This is a genomic window from Pseudomonas graminis (assembly GCF_900111735.1).
GTDB classification, from domain to species: domain Bacteria; phylum Pseudomonadota; class Gammaproteobacteria; order Pseudomonadales; family Pseudomonadaceae; genus Aquipseudomonas; species Aquipseudomonas graminis.
Map to the genome: position 1 here is coordinate 1 of NZ_FOHW01000034.1, position 20,074 is coordinate 20,074.

Annotated in this window: 18 protein-coding genes and 2 pseudogenes; 7 read left to right on the forward strand and 13 right to left on the reverse strand. The window is 58.9% G+C overall.

The window, feature by feature from the left end:
* Window positions 1–868 (reverse strand): IS110 family RNA-guided transposase (locus BMY98_RS20860; protein WP_074885320.1); only part of this gene is annotated, 868 nt, incomplete at its 3' end.
* Window positions 869–1,421: 553 nt separating this feature from the next.
* On the opposite strand from BMY98_RS20860, the gene BMY98_RS20865 reads away from it, so the two are divergent.
* From BMY98_RS20865 to BMY98_RS20880, 4 genes are all read left to right on the forward strand, one after another.
* On the forward strand, window positions 1,422–2,408 hold the full coding sequence (locus BMY98_RS20865; RefSeq protein WP_074892297.1) for a 2-hydroxyacid dehydrogenase: 987 nt from the start codon (window positions 1,422–1,424) through the stop codon (window positions 2,406–2,408).
* An 85-nt stretch (window positions 2,409–2,493) separates the two neighbouring features.
* Entirely contained in the window at window positions 2,494–2,931 is a 438-nt protein-coding gene (locus BMY98_RS20870) for a hypothetical protein (RefSeq protein ID WP_065992852.1), read from the forward strand.
* Complete coding sequence (locus BMY98_RS20875) at window positions 2,928–3,332, forward strand: META domain-containing protein (protein WP_074892298.1); 405 nt, start codon at window positions 2,928–2,930, stop codon at window positions 3,330–3,332. The genes BMY98_RS20870 and BMY98_RS20875 overlap by 4 nt, the downstream gene beginning before the upstream one ends.
* A 164-nt stretch (window positions 3,333–3,496) precedes the next feature.
* A complete protein-coding gene (locus tag BMY98_RS20880) occupies window positions 3,497–5,416 on the forward strand; it encodes an ATP-binding protein (protein ID WP_074892299.1) in 1,920 nt (639 codons plus the stop codon).
* A 29-nt stretch (window positions 5,417–5,445) separates the two neighbouring features.
* Here BMY98_RS20880 and BMY98_RS20885 read toward each other — a convergent pair whose 3' ends face one another.
* The 5 genes from BMY98_RS20885 to BMY98_RS20905 all read right to left on the reverse strand — a co-directional run bounded on the left by BMY98_RS20885 (window position 5,446) and on the right by BMY98_RS20905 (window position 11,963).
* A complete protein-coding gene (locus BMY98_RS20885; RefSeq protein ID WP_074892300.1) occupies window positions 5,446–6,000 on the reverse strand; it encodes an ankyrin repeat domain-containing protein in 555 nt (184 codons plus the stop codon).
* A gap of 53 nt (window positions 6,001–6,053) precedes the next feature.
* Window positions 6,054–7,529: a catalase KatB gene (katB, locus tag BMY98_RS20890; protein WP_074892345.1), complete on the reverse strand. Its 1,476-nt coding sequence runs from the start codon at window positions 7,527–7,529 to the stop codon at window positions 6,054–6,056.
* A 313-nt stretch (window positions 7,530–7,842) separates the two neighbouring features.
* The gene (locus BMY98_RS20895) at window positions 7,843–8,964 is read right to left on the reverse strand and encodes an alkene reductase (protein WP_074892301.1); all 1,122 of its coding nucleotides are present in this window, start codon (window positions 8,962–8,964) and stop codon (window positions 7,843–7,845) included.
* Between the two features lie 2 nt (window positions 8,965–8,966).
* On the reverse strand, window positions 8,967–10,010 hold the full coding sequence (locus tag BMY98_RS20900) for an MsnO8 family LLM class oxidoreductase (RefSeq protein WP_074892302.1): 1,044 nt from the start codon (window positions 10,008–10,010) through the stop codon (window positions 8,967–8,969).
* Window positions 10,011–10,151: 141 nt separating this feature from the next.
* A complete protein-coding gene (locus tag BMY98_RS20905) occupies window positions 10,152–11,963 on the reverse strand; it encodes an ABC transporter ATP-binding protein (protein ID WP_074892303.1) in 1,812 nt (603 codons plus the stop codon).
* 265 nt (window positions 11,964–12,228) lie between these two features.
* On the opposite strand from BMY98_RS20905, the gene BMY98_RS28180 reads away from it, so the two are divergent.
* The gene (locus BMY98_RS28180; protein ID WP_367948771.1) at window positions 12,229–12,585 is read left to right on the forward strand and encodes a response regulator; all 357 of its coding nucleotides are present in this window, start codon (window positions 12,229–12,231) and stop codon (window positions 12,583–12,585) included.
* Between the two features lie 121 nt (window positions 12,586–12,706).
* On the opposite strand, the pseudogene BMY98_RS28185 reads toward BMY98_RS28180, so the two are convergent.
* The 4 genes and pseudogenes from BMY98_RS28185 to BMY98_RS20925 all read right to left on the reverse strand — a co-directional run.
* Window positions 12,707–12,943 (reverse strand): annotated as a pseudogene (locus tag BMY98_RS28185) (methyl-accepting chemotaxis protein); the annotation flags it as partial.
* 48 nt (window positions 12,944–12,991) lie between these two features.
* Window positions 12,992–14,053, reverse strand: a pseudogene (locus tag BMY98_RS27850) (PAS domain-containing protein); the annotation flags it as partial.
* A gap of 194 nt (window positions 14,054–14,247) precedes the next feature.
* The gene (locus tag BMY98_RS20920) at window positions 14,248–14,688 is read right to left on the reverse strand and encodes a DUF421 domain-containing protein (RefSeq protein ID WP_074892306.1); all 441 of its coding nucleotides are present in this window, start codon (window positions 14,686–14,688) and stop codon (window positions 14,248–14,250) included.
* A 7-nt stretch (window positions 14,689–14,695) separates the two neighbouring features.
* Window positions 14,696–15,208, reverse strand: coding sequence for a hypothetical protein (locus tag BMY98_RS20925; RefSeq protein WP_074892307.1), 513 nt, complete (start codon window positions 15,206–15,208; stop codon window positions 14,696–14,698).
* Between the two features lie 26 nt (window positions 15,209–15,234).
* Between BMY98_RS20925 and BMY98_RS27915 the strand changes: the two genes are divergently transcribed.
* Together BMY98_RS27915 and BMY98_RS20935 are read left to right on the forward strand one after the other, a co-directional pair.
* Complete coding sequence (locus tag BMY98_RS27915; protein WP_139214553.1) at window positions 15,235–15,534, forward strand: P-loop NTPase family protein; 300 nt, start codon at window positions 15,235–15,237, stop codon at window positions 15,532–15,534.
* 288 nt (window positions 15,535–15,822) lie between these two features.
* Window positions 15,823–17,061, forward strand: a complete 1,239-nt coding sequence (locus BMY98_RS20935) for a cation:proton antiporter (protein WP_074892308.1) — start codon at window positions 15,823–15,825, stop codon at window positions 17,059–17,061.
* A 28-nt stretch (window positions 17,062–17,089) separates the two neighbouring features.
* On the opposite strand, the gene BMY98_RS20940 is transcribed toward BMY98_RS20935, so the two are convergent.
* From BMY98_RS20940 to BMY98_RS20950, 3 genes are read right to left on the reverse strand one after another with little or no spacing between them, the layout of a single operon-like run.
* Window positions 17,090–18,358 (reverse strand): DUF2254 domain-containing protein, encoded by a 1,269-nt coding sequence (locus tag BMY98_RS20940; RefSeq protein ID WP_074892309.1) that lies wholly within the window; start codon window positions 18,356–18,358, stop codon window positions 17,090–17,092.
* A gap of 50 nt (window positions 18,359–18,408) precedes the next feature.
* A complete protein-coding gene (locus BMY98_RS20945; RefSeq protein WP_245760099.1) occupies window positions 18,409–19,005 on the reverse strand; it encodes a Na+/H+ antiporter NhaA in 597 nt (198 codons plus the stop codon).
* 51 nt (window positions 19,006–19,056) lie between these two features.
* Complete coding sequence (locus BMY98_RS20950) at window positions 19,057–20,055, reverse strand: NAD(P)H-quinone oxidoreductase (RefSeq protein ID WP_074892310.1); 999 nt, start codon at window positions 20,053–20,055, stop codon at window positions 19,057–19,059.
* Between the last annotated feature and the right edge of the window lie 19 nt (window positions 20,056–20,074).

Consider the following 20,074-nt stretch of genomic DNA (forward strand, 5'->3'; position numbering starts at 1 on the left):
GAGCCTTTCCGTTCGCCTTCAATCTCTTGGCGAACTCGCTCAGCACCTCATTGTGTTGAATTCCTACGATCGCGGGCATGTAAAGGCCGCCCCTGAGCCGCGACGAGCCGGTTCGGCTAATGCGGGTTGCACCCACGTAACCTCCAGAACGGTCCTGTCTGGGCGATAATCCAGCGAAAGCAGAGAGCTTTTTCGGTCCCTCGTAATCCAAAGGGTCACCCAGTTCCGCGAGGATCAGCGCAGCAGTTTTCTCGCCTATGCCATCAATAGAGGTCATCAACTCGCTCTTGCCGCGCAGGTCAGGATCATCGTCGATGTGTTGCTTGATCGCTTTTTCGGTTTCGGTGATTTCTTCCGAGACATGAGCAATCACCGATTCGATCGACGTTACGACGTTCGGGCTGGCAACTTCCAGGCGGTTTTTCTCCATCTGACGGATCTCGTTGAGATCTTCCAGACGGCGGACCAACGCCCTCAGACGGCGCCGCGACTGTGGCTCAGGCACCCAAAGCCGCAGCTTGCGATGCTTCTGCATGGCGAAATCGGAGATGAGTTTGGCATCGGTTTTGTCAGTCTTGTTGCGTGACAACTCCGACTTGGCATGAGCGGCGGTGGTGGCTGGGTTCGCGATATGAAGCCGATATCCCTTTTGAAAAAGGAAATCTGCCAGCGCTTCGTGGTAGTTACCCGTGGCCTCAATGACTATCAGCGCATCCGGTGTGGCGTGCTTCTGAAGCCAGGACTCAAACTCGGCAAACCCCTTGGCATCATTGCTCAACTTGCCCTTGGTGCGGTGCTTGCCATTGTCCAACGGCGTCGCAACATCAAACGTATTCTTGGCCATGTCAACGCCAACGAATGCAGACATGCTGTTCTCCTTTTCAACTGAAGATCAATCATCGCGTCACTCGGCTTCGACCTTGTAAATGCGAGCTCACAACGTGGCTCTAGATATCGTACGAGCTCAATGAGTGAGGTTGGAAAGGCGGAGAATGGATCTACTTCGCAGGCTATAACGCCACTAGGAGCCGGTCGTCTTCACGCCTTTCCCTCGATGATCAGTCGAGAACTTTACCTTCTGTGAAGACAAAGTCGAGATACAAGGAGCCGGCTTGCTGGCGAACGCGGTGGCTCTGAAACGGAGATGTCGACTGACACACCGGGTTCGCGACCGTCGTAACCTCCGATTGCTCCTACAGTGGATTTGGGTCAGCACCGAGATCCACGTTTAACGCAAAATCTGATCGCTGTTGGATTTGGCCCAAACCCGACACCCGCGTTCGACACAAAACCTGTAGGAGCGCGCTTGCCCGCGAAGGGGTATCTCGGCCGATATGTTTACATCGGATGTACCTCGCCTCACAGGCCTCCGCATCTTAGCGGATGGCCCGCGTCAGTCCGAAGCCGAATAAGGAGCAACCATGCGCACGCTTGTCTACAGCAGCCAGACCTACGACCGCGACAGCTTTCTTGGCGCGCAGATCGCGCCGGCCATCGAGCTGCACTTCCAGCCCGCGCGGTTGACACTGGACACGGTGGCGCTGGCCGATCAATACGAAGTGGTCTGTGCTTTCATCAACGACGACTTGAGCGCCCCGGTGCTGGAGCAACTGGCCGCAGGCGGAACACGACTCATCGCGCTGCGCTCGGCCGGTTTCAATCACGTCGACCTCGCCGTCGCCAGGCGATTGGACCTGAGCGTCGTGAGGGTTCCGGCCTACTCGCCCCATGCCGTCGCCGAACATGCGGTGGCGTTGATCCTCTCGCTGAATCGCCATCTGCACCGCGCCTACAACCGCACCCGCGACGGCGATTTCAGCCTGCACGGCCTGACCGGTTTCGATCTGGTGGGCAAGACCGTCGGCGTGGTCGGCACCGGGCAGATCGGGGCCACGTTCGCGCGGATCATGGCGGGCTTCGGCTGCACACTGCTGGCCTACGATCCGTACCCCAACCCGCTGGTCGAAGCGCTGGGCGCCCGCTATCTGCCCCTCGACGAACTGCTCGCCCAAGCGCAGATCATCAGCCTGCATTGCCCGCTCAATGATCACACGCGACACCTGATCAACCCGGATTCGCTGTCGCGCATGCAGCACGGCGCGATGCTGATCAATACCGGTCGCGGCGCGCTGGTGAACACGCCGGCGCTGATCGACGCACTCAAGAGCGGCCAGCTGGGCTACCTCGGGCTGGACGTTTATGAAGAGGAAGCACAGCTGTTTTTCGAGGACCGCTCGGACCTGCCGCTGCAGGACGATGTGCTGGCGAGGCTGCTGACATTCCCCAACGTGGTGATCACCGCCCATCAGGCGTTTCTGACCAAAGAAGCCCTCGGCGCCATCGCCCAGACTACGCTGGATAACATCACTCACTGGGCGGCGGGTAGCCCGCAGAATCTGGTGCAGTGAACGCGCGTGCTGCCGGTCACAGGGTCGTCGGCCGCGAGAATTCATCCTCTAAAGTGTTAGCATGCGCGCCTATTTGGAGACCCCCATGGCCGAACACGATTTCCGTTACAGCATGCTCACCCCGCAACACACCCTGATCGAATGCCGCAGCCTGGCGGTCGGTCGCTACCAAGTCACCGGCAACGGCGGCTCGATCAAGCCCGACGATGTGCTGCTGGTCACCGTCAAGGGCAGCAAAGAGCTGTTCATGCGCCTGAACGTGGAAAAAGTCCGTCACCTGATCAACCCGACCGGTCAGTGGGTGGCCGTTGCCAACGGCCCGGCGTTCACCGAGCTGGCGATCCATCAGTGGAAAGTCAATTGCAACGACTGCGGCAAAGAGCGCGACATCGAGTTCATGGTCGACGGCAAGGACGGCAAAAAAGCCCTCAAACCTGCCGCCACCGCGCGCATCGAAGAGCTGGGCTGGAAGGTTGTCGGCGAAAACCACCTCTGCCCTGCCTGCGCGAAGAAAGCGGCATGAAACCGCTTTTGCTGACGCTGCTGGCAGCCACGCTGCTGGCGGGCTGTGCGACCAAACCCTCGGCACTCAAGCAGGATCACGGCTACGTGCTGGAATGGATCGGTGAACGGCCGTTGATCGACAACAGCCACCTGACCATGACCCTGGGCAACGACGGCCGCGCCTACGGCAATGCCGGCTGCAATCACTGGTTCGCTCCGTATCAATTGCAGGGCGATGCGATCAGCTTCGGCCCGGTCGGCAGCACCCGAAAACAGTGCGCGCCGGCGCTGATGGAGCAGGAACATCGGTTCCTTGAGGCGATGGGCAACGTGCAGCGGTGGGATGTGTCGCCCATCGAGCAATTGCGGCTCTGGCCTGCCCAGGGCAAACCGTTGCGGTTCTGGCTGGAAGAGGACTGAATGCAGTAGTCCACGGGCATCGCCATCCTGCGCATATAGCCGGATGCCGCAGGACGCTCATGCAGCCCGCGCTTTGGCCGATAGCCCTTACACCGTGTTCCCTAACATTGATGCACGACTTGCCAGGCGTGCCCGAGAGTACGGATTGGACCCTTGGAGCCCACTTGATCAGTATTTTGTCATCGCGCCTTGAGCGGGTTCGACGCTTTGCCCGCACTCGGCGGAGCAAACCGGCGCGCTATGCGGGCGCACTTCTGATAGTGATGCTGTGCTGCGCGCTTCGTTCGCTGCTTCCCTTCACAGCCCTGCCCTACCTGTTTTTCATTCCCGGATTGATGTTCATCGGCTTCTGCTTCGGGGTCGGGCCATCCGCTTTTGGTTGCGTGCTCGCGGTTCTCACTGCGCAATATTTTTTCATCGGCGAAATCGGTTTCAACGACGGGTTTTCGACCTGGGCCAGCAGCGCGAGCTTCGCATTGGTGACCTTCGGCATGTCAGTCATCTGCGCATTGTTCCAGAAGAGCTTGAACGCGCTTTCCGATCTCAATGACCGTCTGGAGCTTGAGGTTGAGCGGCGCACCCTTGAGCGGGATGGCATCTGGAATGTCTCCCCCGACCTGATCTGCATGCTGTCCGAACGTGGCGAAGTCGTTGCGATGAATCCCTCCTGGCAAACCGAGACGGGACACGCGGAACATGCACTGAAAGACGGGGCATTTTTCAGCTTTATCTCTCCTTCGCAGTTGTCCGATGCCTTGCGCAGACTCAGCGAGCTGCCGGTAGCTGAGCTCGATAGCCAGGGCCCGCGCAGCAATGGGACGCCGTTGCATCTGAACTGGCGAATTGCACGTCGCGAGGGGCATTACTTCGCGGTAGCCCGAGACATCTCTCTGCAAAAAGAACGCGAGGAAGCGTTCGAAGAGGTCAGGTCACAATTACAGCAAAGTCAGAAAATGGAAGCGGTCGGTCAGCTGACCGGCGGTCTGGCCCATGACTTCAACAACCTGCTGACAGTGATCACCAGTAGCCTGGACATGCTCGAACAACGGCTTGCCCAAGGCAGGCACGCCGAACTTCAACGATACGTGGGTCTGGCCCGCAATGCCTCCGATCGCGCCGCCTCCCTCACCCATCGTCTGTTGGCCTATGCCAGGCGCCAGACACTGGCAAGTACGGTGATCGATCCGGCCTTATTGGTTCAGGAAATGGAGGACCTGATCAGCAGAACGCTGACCCCTCGTATAGCGCTGGAGGTACTGGCGGCCAAGGACGCGGTGCTGTGCTTTTGCGACGCGCACCAGTTGGAAAACGCGCTACTGAACCTGTGCATCAATGCGCGCGACGCCATGCCGCAAGGTGGCCGGCTACAGATTGAGGTCACCGCTGTGCGCATCGAGCCGGCGCACGCAACCGGGACACTCAGCGCAGGTGGATATGCACGTTTCAGTGTCAGCGATACCGGCACAGGTATGCCGCGCAGCGTACTCGAGCGTGCATTCGATCCGTTCTTCACAACCAAGCCACTGGGTTCCGGCACTGGCCTGGGGCTTTCGATGGTCCACGGCTTTGCCCGACAATCATCCGGGGACGTCCAGATTGAGTCGCAGGTAGGTAAAGGCACGACGGTGAACCTGTTTCTGCCCTTGCATCAAGGTACGGCACCGGCTCCCGGCGTCGTCTCGCCAACTGCGGCCGAGGACAAGGCTCACACGCTGAGCGGCTCCATATTGGTGGTCGACGATGAGGACGCCATCCGCGATCTGATCAGCGAGACACTGTTGGACATGGGCTATCAGGTCGCCAAGGCGGCAACCGCTGCGCAGGCGCTACAGCAGCTAGAGCGACTGCCTGAGGTCAGCTTGCTCATCACCGATATCGGTCTGGCGGGCGGCATGAGCGGCGATGAATTAGCCGTAGCCGCGCTGGATGCGCGACCCACGCTCAAGGTCTTGTTCATCTCCGGTTTCGCCGAAAACAGCATCCCTGCGATTGCCTTGAAAAGCGGCCAGACTGAATTGCTGCTCAAGCCTTTCGCGATGAAACATCTCAAGACGCTGACCCAGCAATTACTGACGTCAGGCTGAACCCACTCACCTTTAGAGCCTGCGAGCAGTCATCGGGTCGCCGGCAATGGCTGGAACTCGCCGCGCTCCAGGTTTTGCACCCGGTTGCCCATGGCGTCTGTCGCGTTGAGATCCGCGCCTTTGGCTGCCAGAGCTTCAAGAACATCCTTGCGATGGAACAGCGCCGCGTACATGGCCGCCGTCTGACCGGCGTTATTGCGTTGGTCGGGTGCACAGTTAGAAGCGACCAGTTGCCGCGCGATGCTGAGTTCGCCTTTGAAGATCGCCCCCATCAATGCCGTGTTGCCCCGCAGATCCTTGGCGCAAGGATCTGCGCCAGCGTTCAGCAGTTGCGTCACGGCAGGTTGTTGGCCGTGATAAGCGGCAAGAATCAGCGCGGTATAGCCTTTTTCGTCCTGTACGTTCAGATCGAATTTGGCATTGATGAATTCGTTGAGCATGTCCTGGCGCCCCTCTCGGGCGGCCTGGAAAAACAGCTCCTTGAGTTGTGCCTGGGTATCGGCGGTGCTGCCGGTGTCTGACGGGCTGGCGTGGGCAAGGCCCGCCGCCAGACAGAGCAGCAACGCATGAAAGGTTCTGCGCATGTGATGTCCTCCAGAAGCCCCGGCCCGCCGTGCAAGCGGGCCGAGGTGGTCGGTCAGTCTTTCAGTGCAGCGGCCAGTTGCTTGACCTTGCCCAGATCGCCATTGGCAACCTTGGTCACGCCGGTGCCGTACTCCGGATCCGCCTTGTAGAGGAACGACAGCATGATGTTCTTGCTTTCGGTATCGGTGGTCGCCAGGGATTCACCAAAACTCTGGATCAGGTCCTTGCGGTCCTTCTCGCTGTAGGAACGGTACAAGTCGCCCGCCTGCTTGAAGTTTTGCTCTTTCTGGATCTTGGCCTGCTGCGTGCTGCCGGACAATGGCAGTTGGCTGTAGCGGGCTTCTTCAGCCGCCGGACGCGGATTCAACCGGCTCGGCTCGTAGTTCACGCCGGTGGTGGTGTGACCGGTATTGAGCGGGCCGTCCTGGTTGCCGTTGTTAACCTGGACCCGTGGCGCGTTGATGGGGAGGCTCAACACGTTAGGACCGACGCGATAGAGCTGCGTGTCCGCGTAGGAAAATACCCGGCCTTGCAGCAGGCGGTCTTCCGAAGGCTCGATACCCGGCACGACGTTGGCTGGCGCCATGGCGACCTGTTCGGTTTCCTGGAAGTAGTTATCCACGTTCTTGTTCAGGACCATCTGGCCGATTTTGCGCTCGGGAATATTGGGCCAGATTTTGGTGGCGTCCAGCGGGTCGAAGTCGAACTTCGCCAGGTCCTCAGGCTTGACCACCTGCACGTACAGGTCCCACTTCGGAAAGTCGCCCTTGTTGATCGCGCCAACCAAATCGTGGGTCAGGTGGCTGTAGTCCTTGGACTGCACTTCAGCGACCTGCTTGGGATCGAGGTTTTTCAGGCCCTGCAGGCTCTTCCAGTGAAACTTCACATAGTTGACTTCGCCTTTGGCGTTCACCAGTTTGTAGGCGTGTACGCCGTTGCCGTCCATGGTGCGATAGCTGGCGGGTGTGCCTTCGTTGGAGTACAGCAAGGTCAATGTGCGCGTGGCTTCCGGGACGTGGGAGAAGAAGTCGAAACGTCGGGAATCATCATCCAGGTTGGTGCGCGGGTCAGGCTTGAAGGCGTGGACCATGTCCGGGAACTTGATCGCGTCGCGGATGAAGAACGTCGGGAAGTTATTCCCGACCAGGTCCCAGTTGCCGTCGGCCGTGTAGAACTTGGTGGCAAAGCCGCGGGGGTCACGCAGGGTTTCAGGGGAGTGATTGCCGTGGACAACGGCGGAGAACCGCACGAACACCGGGATGTGCTCGCCTTTGCTGAAGACCTTGGCCTTGCTCAGGTCAGAGGCGTCGTCGGAAGCAACGAATTCACCATGTACGCCCGTACCGCGAGCATGCACGACACGCTCCGGAATGCGTTCACGGTCAAAGCGCTGGAGCTTTTGCAGCAGTTGCACATCTTGCAGGAGAACCGGGCCGTTTGGGCCAGCGGTCTGTGAGTTCTGGTTGTCGCCGACAGCGGCGCCGTTGTCGCGGGTCAGGGTGTCTGCGTAGGCTGCAGAACTGACCATCAGGCTCGCGCCAATCAGGCTGGCGGCAATATGGGAGCGGGAAAAGTACATCGCGGACTCTCTCTTTTTTTGGTGTTCTGAGAGTGAAAGCCTACGGCTAGAGCCCGCGAATGCTGAATTGGTTCTGACTATGCGTTTGATAGGTTTAAAAATATTGACGGTCAACCGACGGGCATTACCCTCCTGCTCCGCAACAGCTGCTTGCCCACCGCCTGTCCTTTGAGCTCGACACAGTGACAGGTCGCGCTGGAAATCGTCACGACCATCGCCAGAAATTCCGGCGTTCATCACTGCAGCAGAGAATCGCCGCTAATCAGTCCGTGTAGGGCGGGTAGTCGACATAGCCTTTTGCATCGCCGCCATAGTAAGTGTCGCGATCCGGCTGGGTCAGTGACCAGCAATTTTGCAGCCGAGCGACCAGATCAGGATTTGCAATGAAGGGCTGCCCGAATGCGGCCAGGTCGATCAGGCCCGCCTGCAACAGGGCTTCAGCGCGCTCACGGGTCATGTCCCCGGCGAGGATCAATGCGGTCTCGCCCAACTGTGTCTTGCAGTCTTTGAGCAGGTCACGAAGCGCTTGCTCCTGTGCGGCCGAGCCTTCTTCTGCCATGAAGAAGTGGGTCTGATCCATCACGTGAACGTAAGCGATGCCGCGCTGCTGCATGCCGGCACAAAGCGCCGAGTAAGTTTCGTCGATCTGCGGATACAAGGGCATATCGAACAACTGGCCGTACGGGGAAACACGGATGCCCACCCGATCAGCGCCGACTCGGGCGGCTGCCGCATCGACGACCTCAAATACGAAACGCAAACGATTTTCCAGCGTGTCGGCTGAATAACGATCGGTTCGGTCATTCACGAGCGGATTCAGGAATTGCTCCAGCAAATAGCCGTTGGCGCCATGAATTTCCACCCCGTCGAATCCGGCCGCGATAGCGTTTTCCGCAGCTTGGGCGAAATCCTCCACCACGCGTGCTACCTCTTCGGTGGTTAACGGGCGTGGCGTGGATGTGGCCACAAAACCCGGCTCTCCGTCGTCTGTGTAGCCAAAGGCGACTGCGCCTTGTGCTTGTTTGCTGGTAGCGCTGACGGGCGCTTTGCCGTCGATCTGAATGGAGGTGTGGGACACGCGGCCAACGTGCCACAACTGGGCGAACATTTTTCCGCCGACGCTGTGGACCGAGTCGGTGACCAGCTTCCATCCCTTGATTTGCGCATCGGTATAGATACCCGGATTGAAGAGATAACCCTGGCCCTCACGTGAGATCGGCGTGCCTTCCGAGACAATCAAACCTGCGGTGCCGCGCTGGGTGTAGTGCAGGGCGATTTGCTCGGTCGCAATGTCGTCAGGGGCACGCGAGCGGGTCATCGGCGCCATGACGATGCGGTTGCCAAGCGTTGTGGTGCCGAGTTTGTAGTCTTCAAATAAGGTCATGATTAACTCTCCGGAAGTGAGCGCTGTGGGGCGCGAAGGTTGAATTCGTGGTTGGCGCGGGCGAGCAACTCGATAGCCCGTTGCCGGTTCGCCTCCCCCGGGATCATGGGGACAATCATCATCTGATCGGTCTGATACTGCGCAGCAATGCGCCGCAGTTGCTGCATCGCCGCCGGACCGTCGCCAATAACCACCCGCTTGCGGTTGAGCGTCACGCGCTCGCGGGCTTCAGCGTTGTACTGCGCAGGGTCGACCGCCTCGGGCAGCGTTAACGCCTCGGCTGGCGTGGCGGACTCTGCCCGCAGCAACCAATCGTCAAAACTGGTTGCCAGCCGCTCGGCCTGTTCGACGGTGTCGGCCACTACGGCGAATACAGCAACGATGACACTGGGCGCGGAATGCAGTCTTGAAGGGCGAAAGTTGGCTCGATAATGCTCGGCGGCCAGTACACCTTGCTGATGATGAGGGTTGATGAAGTGGGCGAATGTGAAGCCCATTCCTTCCAGAGCGGCCAGTTCAGCGGTACTGCCACTGGCACCCAGTATGTGCAACTCAGGAAGGGTTGTGATCCGGGGCGCAGCGTAGATCGCCTGCCGCTGATCGCTTGACCCGTCTGTGTCACCAAGGAGCAACGCCTTGAGGTCCTTGAGCTTGGCCGGGAAAGGGATCTGGTGTGTCTTCTCATCATTGAGGGCACGGGTGACGCGTTGATCCGCTCCGGGCGCCCGCCCTACTCCCAGGTCTATCCGGCCTGGGTATAACGCCTCCAGCACACGCGCAGTTTCGGCCACTTTGTACGCGCTGTAGTGCGGCAGCATGATGCCACCCGAGCCAACCCTGATCGTCTCTGTATGGGCGGCAATCTGCATCATCAGCAGCTCAGGGCTGCTTCCCGCCTGAACCCTGGATTGGTGGTGTTCCGCTACCCAGTAACGTTCAAAACCCAAGGATTCAGCGGTTTGCGCCAGCCGCGTGGTGGCCCATAGCGCATCGCTGGCGGTGAACCCGTCGTCTACTGGGGAATGGTCAAGAATGCTAAGTCTCACTGCGCCCTCCAGACAAAGAACACAGCCTATTGGAGAAACGACGCGGGATTTCGGCTAGTTTTTACCGAATGGCATGAATTAAATTCACCAATCATGGTTCCAAGTCAGTCGGTCGAGCACGGGAACTGTGCGGGTCGACGGTTACCGATACCCACGCGCCTGGATGTCGAAAAGACTGGCATAGCGCCCGCCGCCAGCCATCAGTTGCGCGTGGGTGCCTTGTTCCAGAATCCGGCCCTGATCCAGCACGATGATGTGATCAGCGTTGCGCACGCTGGAGAATCGGTGAGAAATCAGCAACGTCATGCGCCCCTTCGCGTACTCGCGGAAGTGCTCGAAGACGGCAGCCTCGGCCGCAGCGTCGAGGGCGGCCGTCGGTTCGTCCAGAATCAGCAGATCGGCCCCGCGACGCATGTAGGCCCGCGACAGCGCCAGCTTTTGCCATTGACCACCGGACAGTTCCTGCCCACCGGCGAACCAGCGCCCCAACTGCGTGTGATAGCCGTTGCTCAAGCGCTCGATGAAGTCGGCGGCGATCCCTTGAGTGGCCGCATCGCGCCAACGGTCCTGGTCATCGAAAGCGTCGACGTCACCCACCCCGAGGTTTTCGCCGACGGTCATCTGGTAACGGATGTAGTCCTGAAAGATCACACCGATGCGCTGGTGCAAGGCCTGTTCGTCCCAGTCCTGCAAATCGCTGCCGTCCAGCAGTATCCGGCCTTCGTCAGGCGCATAGAGCCGGGTCAGCAGCTTGATCAATGTGGTTTTACCGGAGCCGTTTTCGCCCACCAGGGCCAGGCTCATGCCGGGCGTCAGGTGCAGGCTGATGTCGCTGAGCGTGGGGTGAGCGGCCCCCGGGTAGCGGAACCCCAGACCCTCGCAGCGCAGGCCGTCGCCCGGGCGTGCGCCGGCCTTCAGCGTGCCGCGTCCAGGTGCCACCGGTACCTCAAGGTATTCGTAGAGGTCTGACAGGTACAGGCCGTCCTCGTATAAACCCGCAATCGCGCTGAGACTGGCAGTGATGGCGACCTGGCCTTGCTTGAACAACACAAGGTACATCGTCATCTGCCCCAGTGTGGTCTGGCCGCGCACGGTGTCCATGACCACCCAGGCGTAGGCCACGTAGAACGCGGCAGTGCCCAATAGCCCGAGGACAAAGCCCCAGGCGTCGCGCCGCACGGTGAGTCGGCGGTCTTCGGCGTACAGGCGGGTGAAATTGTCGCGATAGCGTTGCAGCAACAAGGGCGCCATGCCGAAAAGCTTCACTTCCTTGGTGTGGGACTCATGGGACAGCAAGGCTTCCAGGTAATTTTGATGGCGGGTTTCCGGGGCGCGGCGTTGAAACAGGCGGAAGGCATTGCCGGAGAAATGCGTCTCGGCGAAGAACACCGGCAGCGCGCCGACCACCAGGATCAACAGCGCCCACGGGGAAAAATGCACCAGCAGCACCGCGAAGCTGACCAGCGATATGAGGTTTTGCGTAAGCCCCAGGCCCTTGGTGACGAGGCCCAGTGGCCGGGTCGATGCATCCCGGCGCACGCGCACCAACTTGTCGTAAAACGCCGAGTCTTCGAACTGCAGCAGCGAAAGCGTCTGGGCCTTTTCCAGGATCATCAGGTTGACCTTCTGCCCCAACTGCACCCGCAGCAGCGCTTGTTGCATTGAAAGCGCCCGTTGCGCCGCGGCCAGCAACGCCAATACGCCCGCCTCGGCCAACACATAACGCAGGACCGGCCATACCGGCGCCTGGCTGCCATTGGCATGGATTTGCATCGCCTGAACCACCGCATCGACGATCCGCTGGCCAATCCACGCGGCAAGCGCGGGCAAGATGCCGGCGATCAGCGTCGCCACGATCAAGCCGCTGAACAAGGGACGGGATGTCGCCCAGACAAGGCCGACCGCCCTGCCGCTCTGGGTTGAAAATGCAGTCAAACGATTGAACAACGACATTAAAGCGCAGGCTCCGGGTTGTCAGTGACAGGGGATTGTACCGGCTAGTCCGGCTCGCTCCGCCGGTCTTGTGGATAGCTTCTGGATAATCCGGGGCTATTCAGGCTTTGCATAGCACTACACGCCACTCAATTAAAGCGACATAACCGTGCAAAGAGAGCCGAGGGACGGCTTTATCGGAAGTGGGAACCCACAGGCAGTGCCCCAGTCCAACTTCACGACGAACCAGCATGGACACAGGACAGTGTTATCAACCGTATTAGTGGTGGAAGATGACTGGCTCATCCGCAGTTTGATCCATGAAATTTTAGAGACGGAGGGTTTCGAGGTCGTAACAGCAGAGACAGGCGACGACGCCTGGGACTGGTTGTGCGAGACCTCGGGAGGTGCAGATCTCATCCTGTCCGACATCCATATGCCGGGTGGCCTGAGCGGTATCGGGCTGGCAAACCGGGTGCAAGCGCATTGGCCCCGCATCCCTGTGATCTTGTCTTCCGGGGGACGGGGGCAACAAATCCTGGAGTCTGGATACGCTCCACTTTTCATCCCTAAACCTTGGCACTCCCAAGATATAGGCACCATTTGCCGGCGCGCCTTGGCTTTGGCAATAAACCGAGAGTGATCCTGCCGGTCCCTGGGCGCTTACGTGGGAGAGTCATTTTTCCGAGTCACAGGGACTTCTTTCCAGACTTCGACCTGGTTCAGGGAACCAGGTCTTTAAAGGCAGGAAGGGTCTAGCGAGCAATCATGCCGGCAGCCTGCTCAGTGGCTTCAGTGGTACGCGTCGCCAGCTTGCGAACCTCGTCGGCAACCACTGCGAAGCCACGCCCCGCCTCGCCCGCACGTGCAGCTTCAATGGCCGCATTGAGGGCCAAAAGGTTGGTCTGGCTTGCGATGCTCTGGATCGTCCCCACGATCTGGGACAACTGAGCGATGTTGTGCTCAAGCGTTTGCTGATGCTTGACCTCTGTTTCCCTCAGCATCTCCTGCTCGTGCTGCAAGTTGACGTCCACAAGCGCACCGACGACTCGCAGAGGCAGGCCGGCGGGGTCGCGTCTGGTCTGGCCTCGCGCACGGAACCACCGATATTCGCCGCTTTTCATCTTCAGCCGGTACTCGATATCAAAGGGTGTCTTGCCTGATCTGTCATTCAGATGGGCCCCGAATGCACTGAGGCTTCTGTCCTTGTCATCGGGGTGTAACCTGGATGCCCAGCTGTCCAACACATCTGGAAACTCCTCGACCGTTTCGAAACCCAGCAACCGACGGAACTGAGGTGACCACCAGAACGGGTTCTTTGGATTCACAGGGTCTCCGGCAATGACTTCCATATCCCAAAGCCCATCCGAGAGCATTTCCCGAGCCAGCTCGAATCGGGTGATGATGACGTCGTGCTCCTGATCCCGCTCCAGTTGGTCATGGATATCCCGGAGCGAGCCAGCGACCCGGATGGGCGTGCCCCGCTCGTCTCGGAGTGTCTCACCCTGTGCATGGAACCAGCGATATGAACCGTCTTTCATGGCGAGCCGGTTTTTGACTTTGTATGGGGTCATCCCGGACTTGTCGTTGAGATGGCGAGCGAAGGCGTCGAGTGTTGCCTGCTTGTCCTGCGGATGGAGCCGATCGGCCCAACTGGCGAGCACATTCGGAAAATCTCTTTCGTCCTTGAACCCCAAAAGGCTGCGAAATTGCTGCGACCACCAAAAGCGATTTCCGGGGTTAACCGGATCGCCGGCCACCACCTCCATGTCCCAAAGACCTTCACTGGACGCGAGATTGACCAGATCGAACCTGATCTCATGGGCTGACGCAGAGGCTGCCGATTCGCGAAGCAACTCGCGGGCATCCTCAAGCTCTCTTTCGAGCTGGCCTATGCGGGATTGGTATTGATCATTGGAGGACTGGATCAGGCGCCAGGCATCCAGAACTGCTGGACCTTCTTTGCACTGGGCGACCTCAGGATTCTTGCCGCTCATGATCGACGTCAGCAATTGCTTCAGGGCGCGGCGATCACGGCGAAGAAGGGAAAAATTGGGCATGTTGTACAGACTCGAAATGCGTGACGGGCCTCCTCCATGGCACCTTGCCATTCATATCGTCTTGAGCCACAAAAACTTTATCTGTCTGGCTGAACAAATGGCCGTCAACTCGCTGAAATTGTTCAGTAATAGGGGACACGCCTGCGAAGTGTGTTGCTAACGGGCTACGCGGAGGAAACCATGGCCAGCTCTGATTTTTTGGCCCTGATATGCCCCGTCTGACCAAACTGTGACGGGGCAGATGATCAGGCAGGAATGATCGAAATCTTGCCGTTGCGCTCGAGGATCGCGTACTTGATCTGCTCCACCCGCTCGAAGCCCTGCTCTATTCTCGCGGCCTCCAGGATGTCGTCTTCCTGGATGCGGGCCTCGTGCATGCGATGGCGCAGGAACGTGCCGTTTTCAACGATGATCGTCGGCCCCCCATCGATCAGCTTGGCCAAGCGTTTGGAGCGTCGTTTGACGAGGGAAAGCCCGATATCGATCACCATCAACGTCACAATGACCAGAATCGCATTGGTCACCGAGAAGTCATCGCCCAGCAGCGCTTGCTGGGTGGCTTCGCCAATGACCATCAGCAGCACGAAATCAAACGACGTCAGCTCGCCCAATGATCGCCGGCCAGAAATCTTGAAGAGCACCATCAGGGCAAAATAAATCGCACCCGCGCGTAGTACGGCATCCATTGAGCACCTATGGGTAGATGAACTGAGTAACGGGAATATGGCCGCCGCCAACGACACTGATCTGACTTTTGAATAGCCCGATGCCGTCGCTGCGCCATGAGATGAAAAGCGTGACGTGACCGCTCTTGTCGGTGGGGAAAGTAAGACTCAAACCTTGGGGACTGCCCACAGAGCTGACCGGCTGCGGCTGGATAGACTCGATGCTGAAGCCATCCAGCATAGGCTTGCTGATCGACAGCGTGACTTCTTTGCCCGGCTGCCCAGTGGCCTGAACGATCATCGGGTTAGTGCCTCCAGCACGGTGGAAACGCTCGTACTGCACCGTCAGATCACCCTGCTCACTCACCGTTTCGAGCGAGCTGAGCGGGCCTCTGGAAAACAAGCCAAGCAATGTCAGGATGACAACCGCCGTCAGCACATACCAGCCAACCCGCTGGAACTTCCAGACTTTGCGCTGCAGCGCCATGTCCTCGGCAACGGGGTGTTCACGGTCCTGCATTTCCTGCTCTAAGAGGCTCATACGCATCACTCGTCGGGACTAGCGATGTGACCGCTTTGGTCTGTGTGAAGTTCTGGTGCGGTAGGCGTGTGCTGCTGATTCCCGGCGGGGCGTTAGAGACGCTGAACTCGTCTTTGGATTCGGCGCTTTTGGGCTGGAGAGAAGCGCTGATTACCCATGTCGATCTGATTGTGTTCGCTGTCACACCAACACCCTTCCGCCTAGCACGGCTGGCCGCAGGTGAAAGGGAGCGTGTCGGAGATCGAATAACACCGCGTGGTGACATGCATGAGATGCACGTCGCCTTTCGCAAATGGGCTTCGCAGTATGACGATCCAGACATTTGAGGGCGTAACCGCGAGTGGCACGAGGCCTGGCTATCAGAGCGGACCGCGACGGTCTTCCGGATTGACGGGATCAACAGTGCTGAAAACTTGGCTGCAGATGTCATTCATGCGTTGTCACACGCACGGCAGTAGCTCGAAATTTGACGGTCGAGGCACGATTCTCAACCCACGTTAGCAATGCTTGCTTTGGGTCGAAATCGGTCAGCCATGGAAATCCGAACCCACATGACGTGCGTGCACTTCACAATACCGCCCTCATCCCCTTTTTTACATGGAGCTTGTAGACCGATGTTGGATACCGTCGCAGTCTTTCTCAGCATCACCGCGGTGCTAGCGTTTCTCAACAGACGGTATGTCGGTCTGCCGCCCGCCATTGGCGTAATGAGCATTGCGCTGGCGCTTTCGCTCGTCAACATGGCGCTCAGTGGACTGGGTTTTGAAGCATTGCATACATTCGAAACCTCACTGGTGGAGTCCATCGACTTTTCAGAACTGTTGATGCAAGGCATGTTATCGCTGCTGCTGTTCGCTGGCGCACTACACGTAGACTTATCACAGCTGCGTGCCTACCGATGGCAAGTTGCATCACTGGCGGTCGTTGGAACGACGGTTTCGACGCTGTTCATTGGTTTTGCGCTTTGGGCGCTGCTTTCGCTTACTGACCTGGCTCTGCCCCTTTCATACTGCCTGGTATTCGGTGCGCTCATCTCTCCAACGGACCCCATCGCGGTAATGGGCATTTTGAAGTCAGCAGGTGCACCCGCAAGCGTCGAGCTGGTGATATCAGGCGAATCGCTGTTCAACGATGGAGTCAGCGTCGTGCTGTTTTCGCTCATTCTGGCGATGATTGTCAGTGGTGACGCGCCTTCAGTGCTTGGTGCTTCACAACTGTTGGTCGAGGAGGCAGGCGGCGGCGCATTGGTTGGCGCGGTGTTGGGCTACATCACCTATCGAATGCTCAAAAGCATCGACAGCTATCAGGAAGAAGTACTCATCACCCTGGCCGCAGTACTTGGCGGCTACGCTTTAGCGAGTCATCTGCACGTCTCGGGCCCGCTGGCGATGGTGGTAATGGGCCTCATCATTGGCAATCAAGGCCGCTCCCATGCCATGTCGGAAGAAACCGAGAAGAACCTTGACATGTTCTGGGAGTTGATTGACGAGATCCTTAACGCGGTTCTATTTGTGCTCATTGGCCTGGAGGTAGTGCTGATCCACTTCTCAGGTACGCTCGCTGTCACGGGACTGGCGGTCATCGTGCTGACATTGCTGGCCAGGCTGCTGACGGTTGGCGCTCCCGTCGCAGTGCTGGGCAAACGCTTTCGGCTGCCTGCCGGCGCCTGGAGCGTTATGACGTGGGGCGGATTACGGGGAGGGATATCAGTAGCACTGGCACTGTCTCTTCCGCCGGGACATGCGCGAGACGTGGTGGTGTCGCTGACCTACATGGTCGTCGTGTTCTCCATTTTGGTTCAGGGCATGAGCATCGGAACGCTGGTGAAGCGCGTTATCCCTTGCAGGAAATGAGCACGGATCGCCAGCGCTGACGGCGGGCTCACGGGAGCGAGGCGGCAATGCACGCTCTCAACCGCGCCTTGTCACCGTCAAGCGTCATCGCCGCCTCCGCCCGCTCCAGGATGACGCCGATGTGACGTGCGCCCAAGTCGGCGTACAAAGCCGGGCAGGAATGCGCAAGGCTTGCAAGCGCTTTGACAAGACGGATGTTGACCTCGATGAGTGCTGCGCCGTCACGCGCAATCGGCGAAAAGAAGTCGTCAAACATGTCCTCCACGGAGAGCCCGCGCACATGCACGCAACTGCACTGTGCCTCAGGCTTTTCCAGCGTCCCGGACCTGGCCTGTGCATTGAGCGCGCGAATTCCCCTGCCAATGACATCGATTGCCGTGCCCGGGTCATTTACGGCGGGCGAAAGCGCCCTTGATGCAATCTCAGACAATACGGACAAACCAAAGCGAGGGTCATGCTCGAAGGTTCTACGAACGCCAAGGGTGATAGCGGACAGGATTTGCCTCACCTGAGGTTCATCCAGCGGCTCGGTGCTCGCTCTCATTACCCGGGCCAGCAGCTCGCCTTCATTTACAAAACTGCCAGGCAGTATCTCAAGATAAATCAACGCAGCATTTTTCTGTGCGAAAGCGTCCAACGCAGGTACGTCGATGTGCTGCACGTAGCCCACCTCCCGACTGCGGATCGGGAGCAGTGGCAGCACCTGACCCGGAGGCTCAGGGTAGGCGCATCCGCCCAGGTAAGGTAATCGGCGGCGCTCCGTGAGCGCACTGATGGTGGCGGCCTCAACCCGGTCGATCGTCTCACCTACCCGGCCAAGCCTGGACAGATGGTCGATCCATCGCAGCAAGGTGTAGACGATCAGTACCACCACAGCGAGTGTGACCGCGAACAGGATAACCCGGCCTTGAGCGCCATACGCACCCGTACTTAGAGCAATGATGCCGACCAGGCTAAACAGGAACGAGCCAATGAAGGTCGACAGCGCGTTCTGAGTGGTCGTGTCCTCCATGACAAGTGTCGTGGCGCGCGGGGTGGTGCCCGTACTGGCTGCTCCGTAGGCCGTGACCATGGTGCTTAGAGAAAACGTAGTGACGGCCAGCATGCTGGAAGCGATGATGCCGAGAATCTTGTCGACGGCATCAGCGCCTATCTTGCCAGGGAGGTCTATTGGAATGTGGTCTCTGAGAACGACAGCCAGCAACGCCGTCACAACGCCCAGCAGGGAAAACAGTCCCGCTCTGAACCACAGACGTCTGGTCGTGCGAATCAACAGCCATTGCCAACGAGCAACCATTGCGAAACTCCGCTGTTACGTGAGGGTGAGTTGGATGATATCTGTACCAACTAACGACTGGCCGGCTTTCTGAAGTTGAACAAGCCCCATAGCAAACCCACCACTGCAGACGCAGAGGAAGCACACAGCACGGTCAGCTTCGCCGCTGCCAATAAACGGTCGTCGTCGTAGGCCAAGCCCGCGATGAAAACCGACATCGTGAAGCCTATACCGGCGAGCAGACCTACAAGTATCACTCCGCGCCAAGTCACCTGTTCAGGCAGTTTGCAAAGCCCTGTGCGAACCAAGTGGAAAGTAGCGAGCACCACGCCGATAGGCTTACCAAACACCAACGCCATTACGACGCCATAGACTACTGGAACTACAGCGGCATCACTTAGCTGAGCGCCATGGAAGTTGACCCCAGCGTTCGCCAGTGCGAACAGCGGCATGATCACGAAAGCGACCGACGGATGGAGAGCCTCGTGAACTCGCTGCACAGGGGGCATCACTTCACGCTCGGCGAGCCGGATTTGCTTGAGGGGTGCCGAGACCTTCTTCTCGCCCTGGTCTACCCGGTGCGTGAGATCTCGGAATGCCTGAGAAATGATTTCGAGTGGCCGCTCCCTGGACGGTGCCGACCGTACAACCACGGCCTCCTCAAACAAATATGAACAGCGCCCGGCGGGCAGTCAATGACACACGCCGGGCGTTTCAATTCACAACACCTTCAGCACGATTTTGCCGATATGGTCGCCCTGCTCCATTCGCTGATGCGCTTGTGCTGCGTCGGCGAGAGGAAAAACACGGTCAATGATCGGCAGGCAGTCGCCTTGACTGAGCAACGGCCAGACATTGGCGAGAACGGCGCGAGCAATCTCGGCTTTTTCCTCCGCGCTGCGCGAGCGCATCATCGACCCTGTCACCGAGCCTTGCTTTTCCATCAACGCCAGCAGATTGAAGTCCTTGACGGAGTTGCCGCCCAGAAAGCCGATAATGACCAGTCGACCGCGTCGTGCAAGTGACGCCACGTTGTTCTCGAAATAGCTCCCGCCCATGATGTCGAGAATCACGTCCACGCCCTTCTCGTGGGTTAGCCGGGCGATCTCTTGAGCGAAGTCCACCTCGCGGTAATTGATCGCTTCGCCGCCCAGTGCGCGGATCCGGTCGCACTTTTCCTGGCTGCCGGCCGTTGCAAAAGCCTTGATCCCCAAGGCCTTGCACAGCATCAGCGCGGTGGTGCCGATGCCGCTGGTGCCGCCATGGATCAATACGGTACAGCCCTTTTGGGCACGGCCCAGTTCGAACAGATTGGCCCACACGGTGAAGAAGGTTTCCGGAATGGCCGCGGCCTGAATCATGTCCACGCCGTCGGGGACCGGTAATGATTGGGTGGCCGCCACAACGCAGTATTCGGCGTAACCACCGCCATTGGTCAGGGCACATACCTTGTCGCCCAGCTTGAAATCGGCCACGTTTGCGCCAACCCCAACAACCTCACCGGCCACTTCCAGCCCGGGCACAGGGGTCATGCCGGGTTTCATCGGGTATTTGCCCGAACGCTGTATGACATCGGGACGATTGATGCCGGCGGCGTGAACCCGGATCAGCAACTCGTGATCACCCGGCGTTGGCACATCGGCCTGCATTATCTTTAATACCTCGGGGCCACCGGGTTCGGTGATCTCGATGTAGTTCATACGGTTTGGCACATTCATGGGACACCTTTTGTTGACT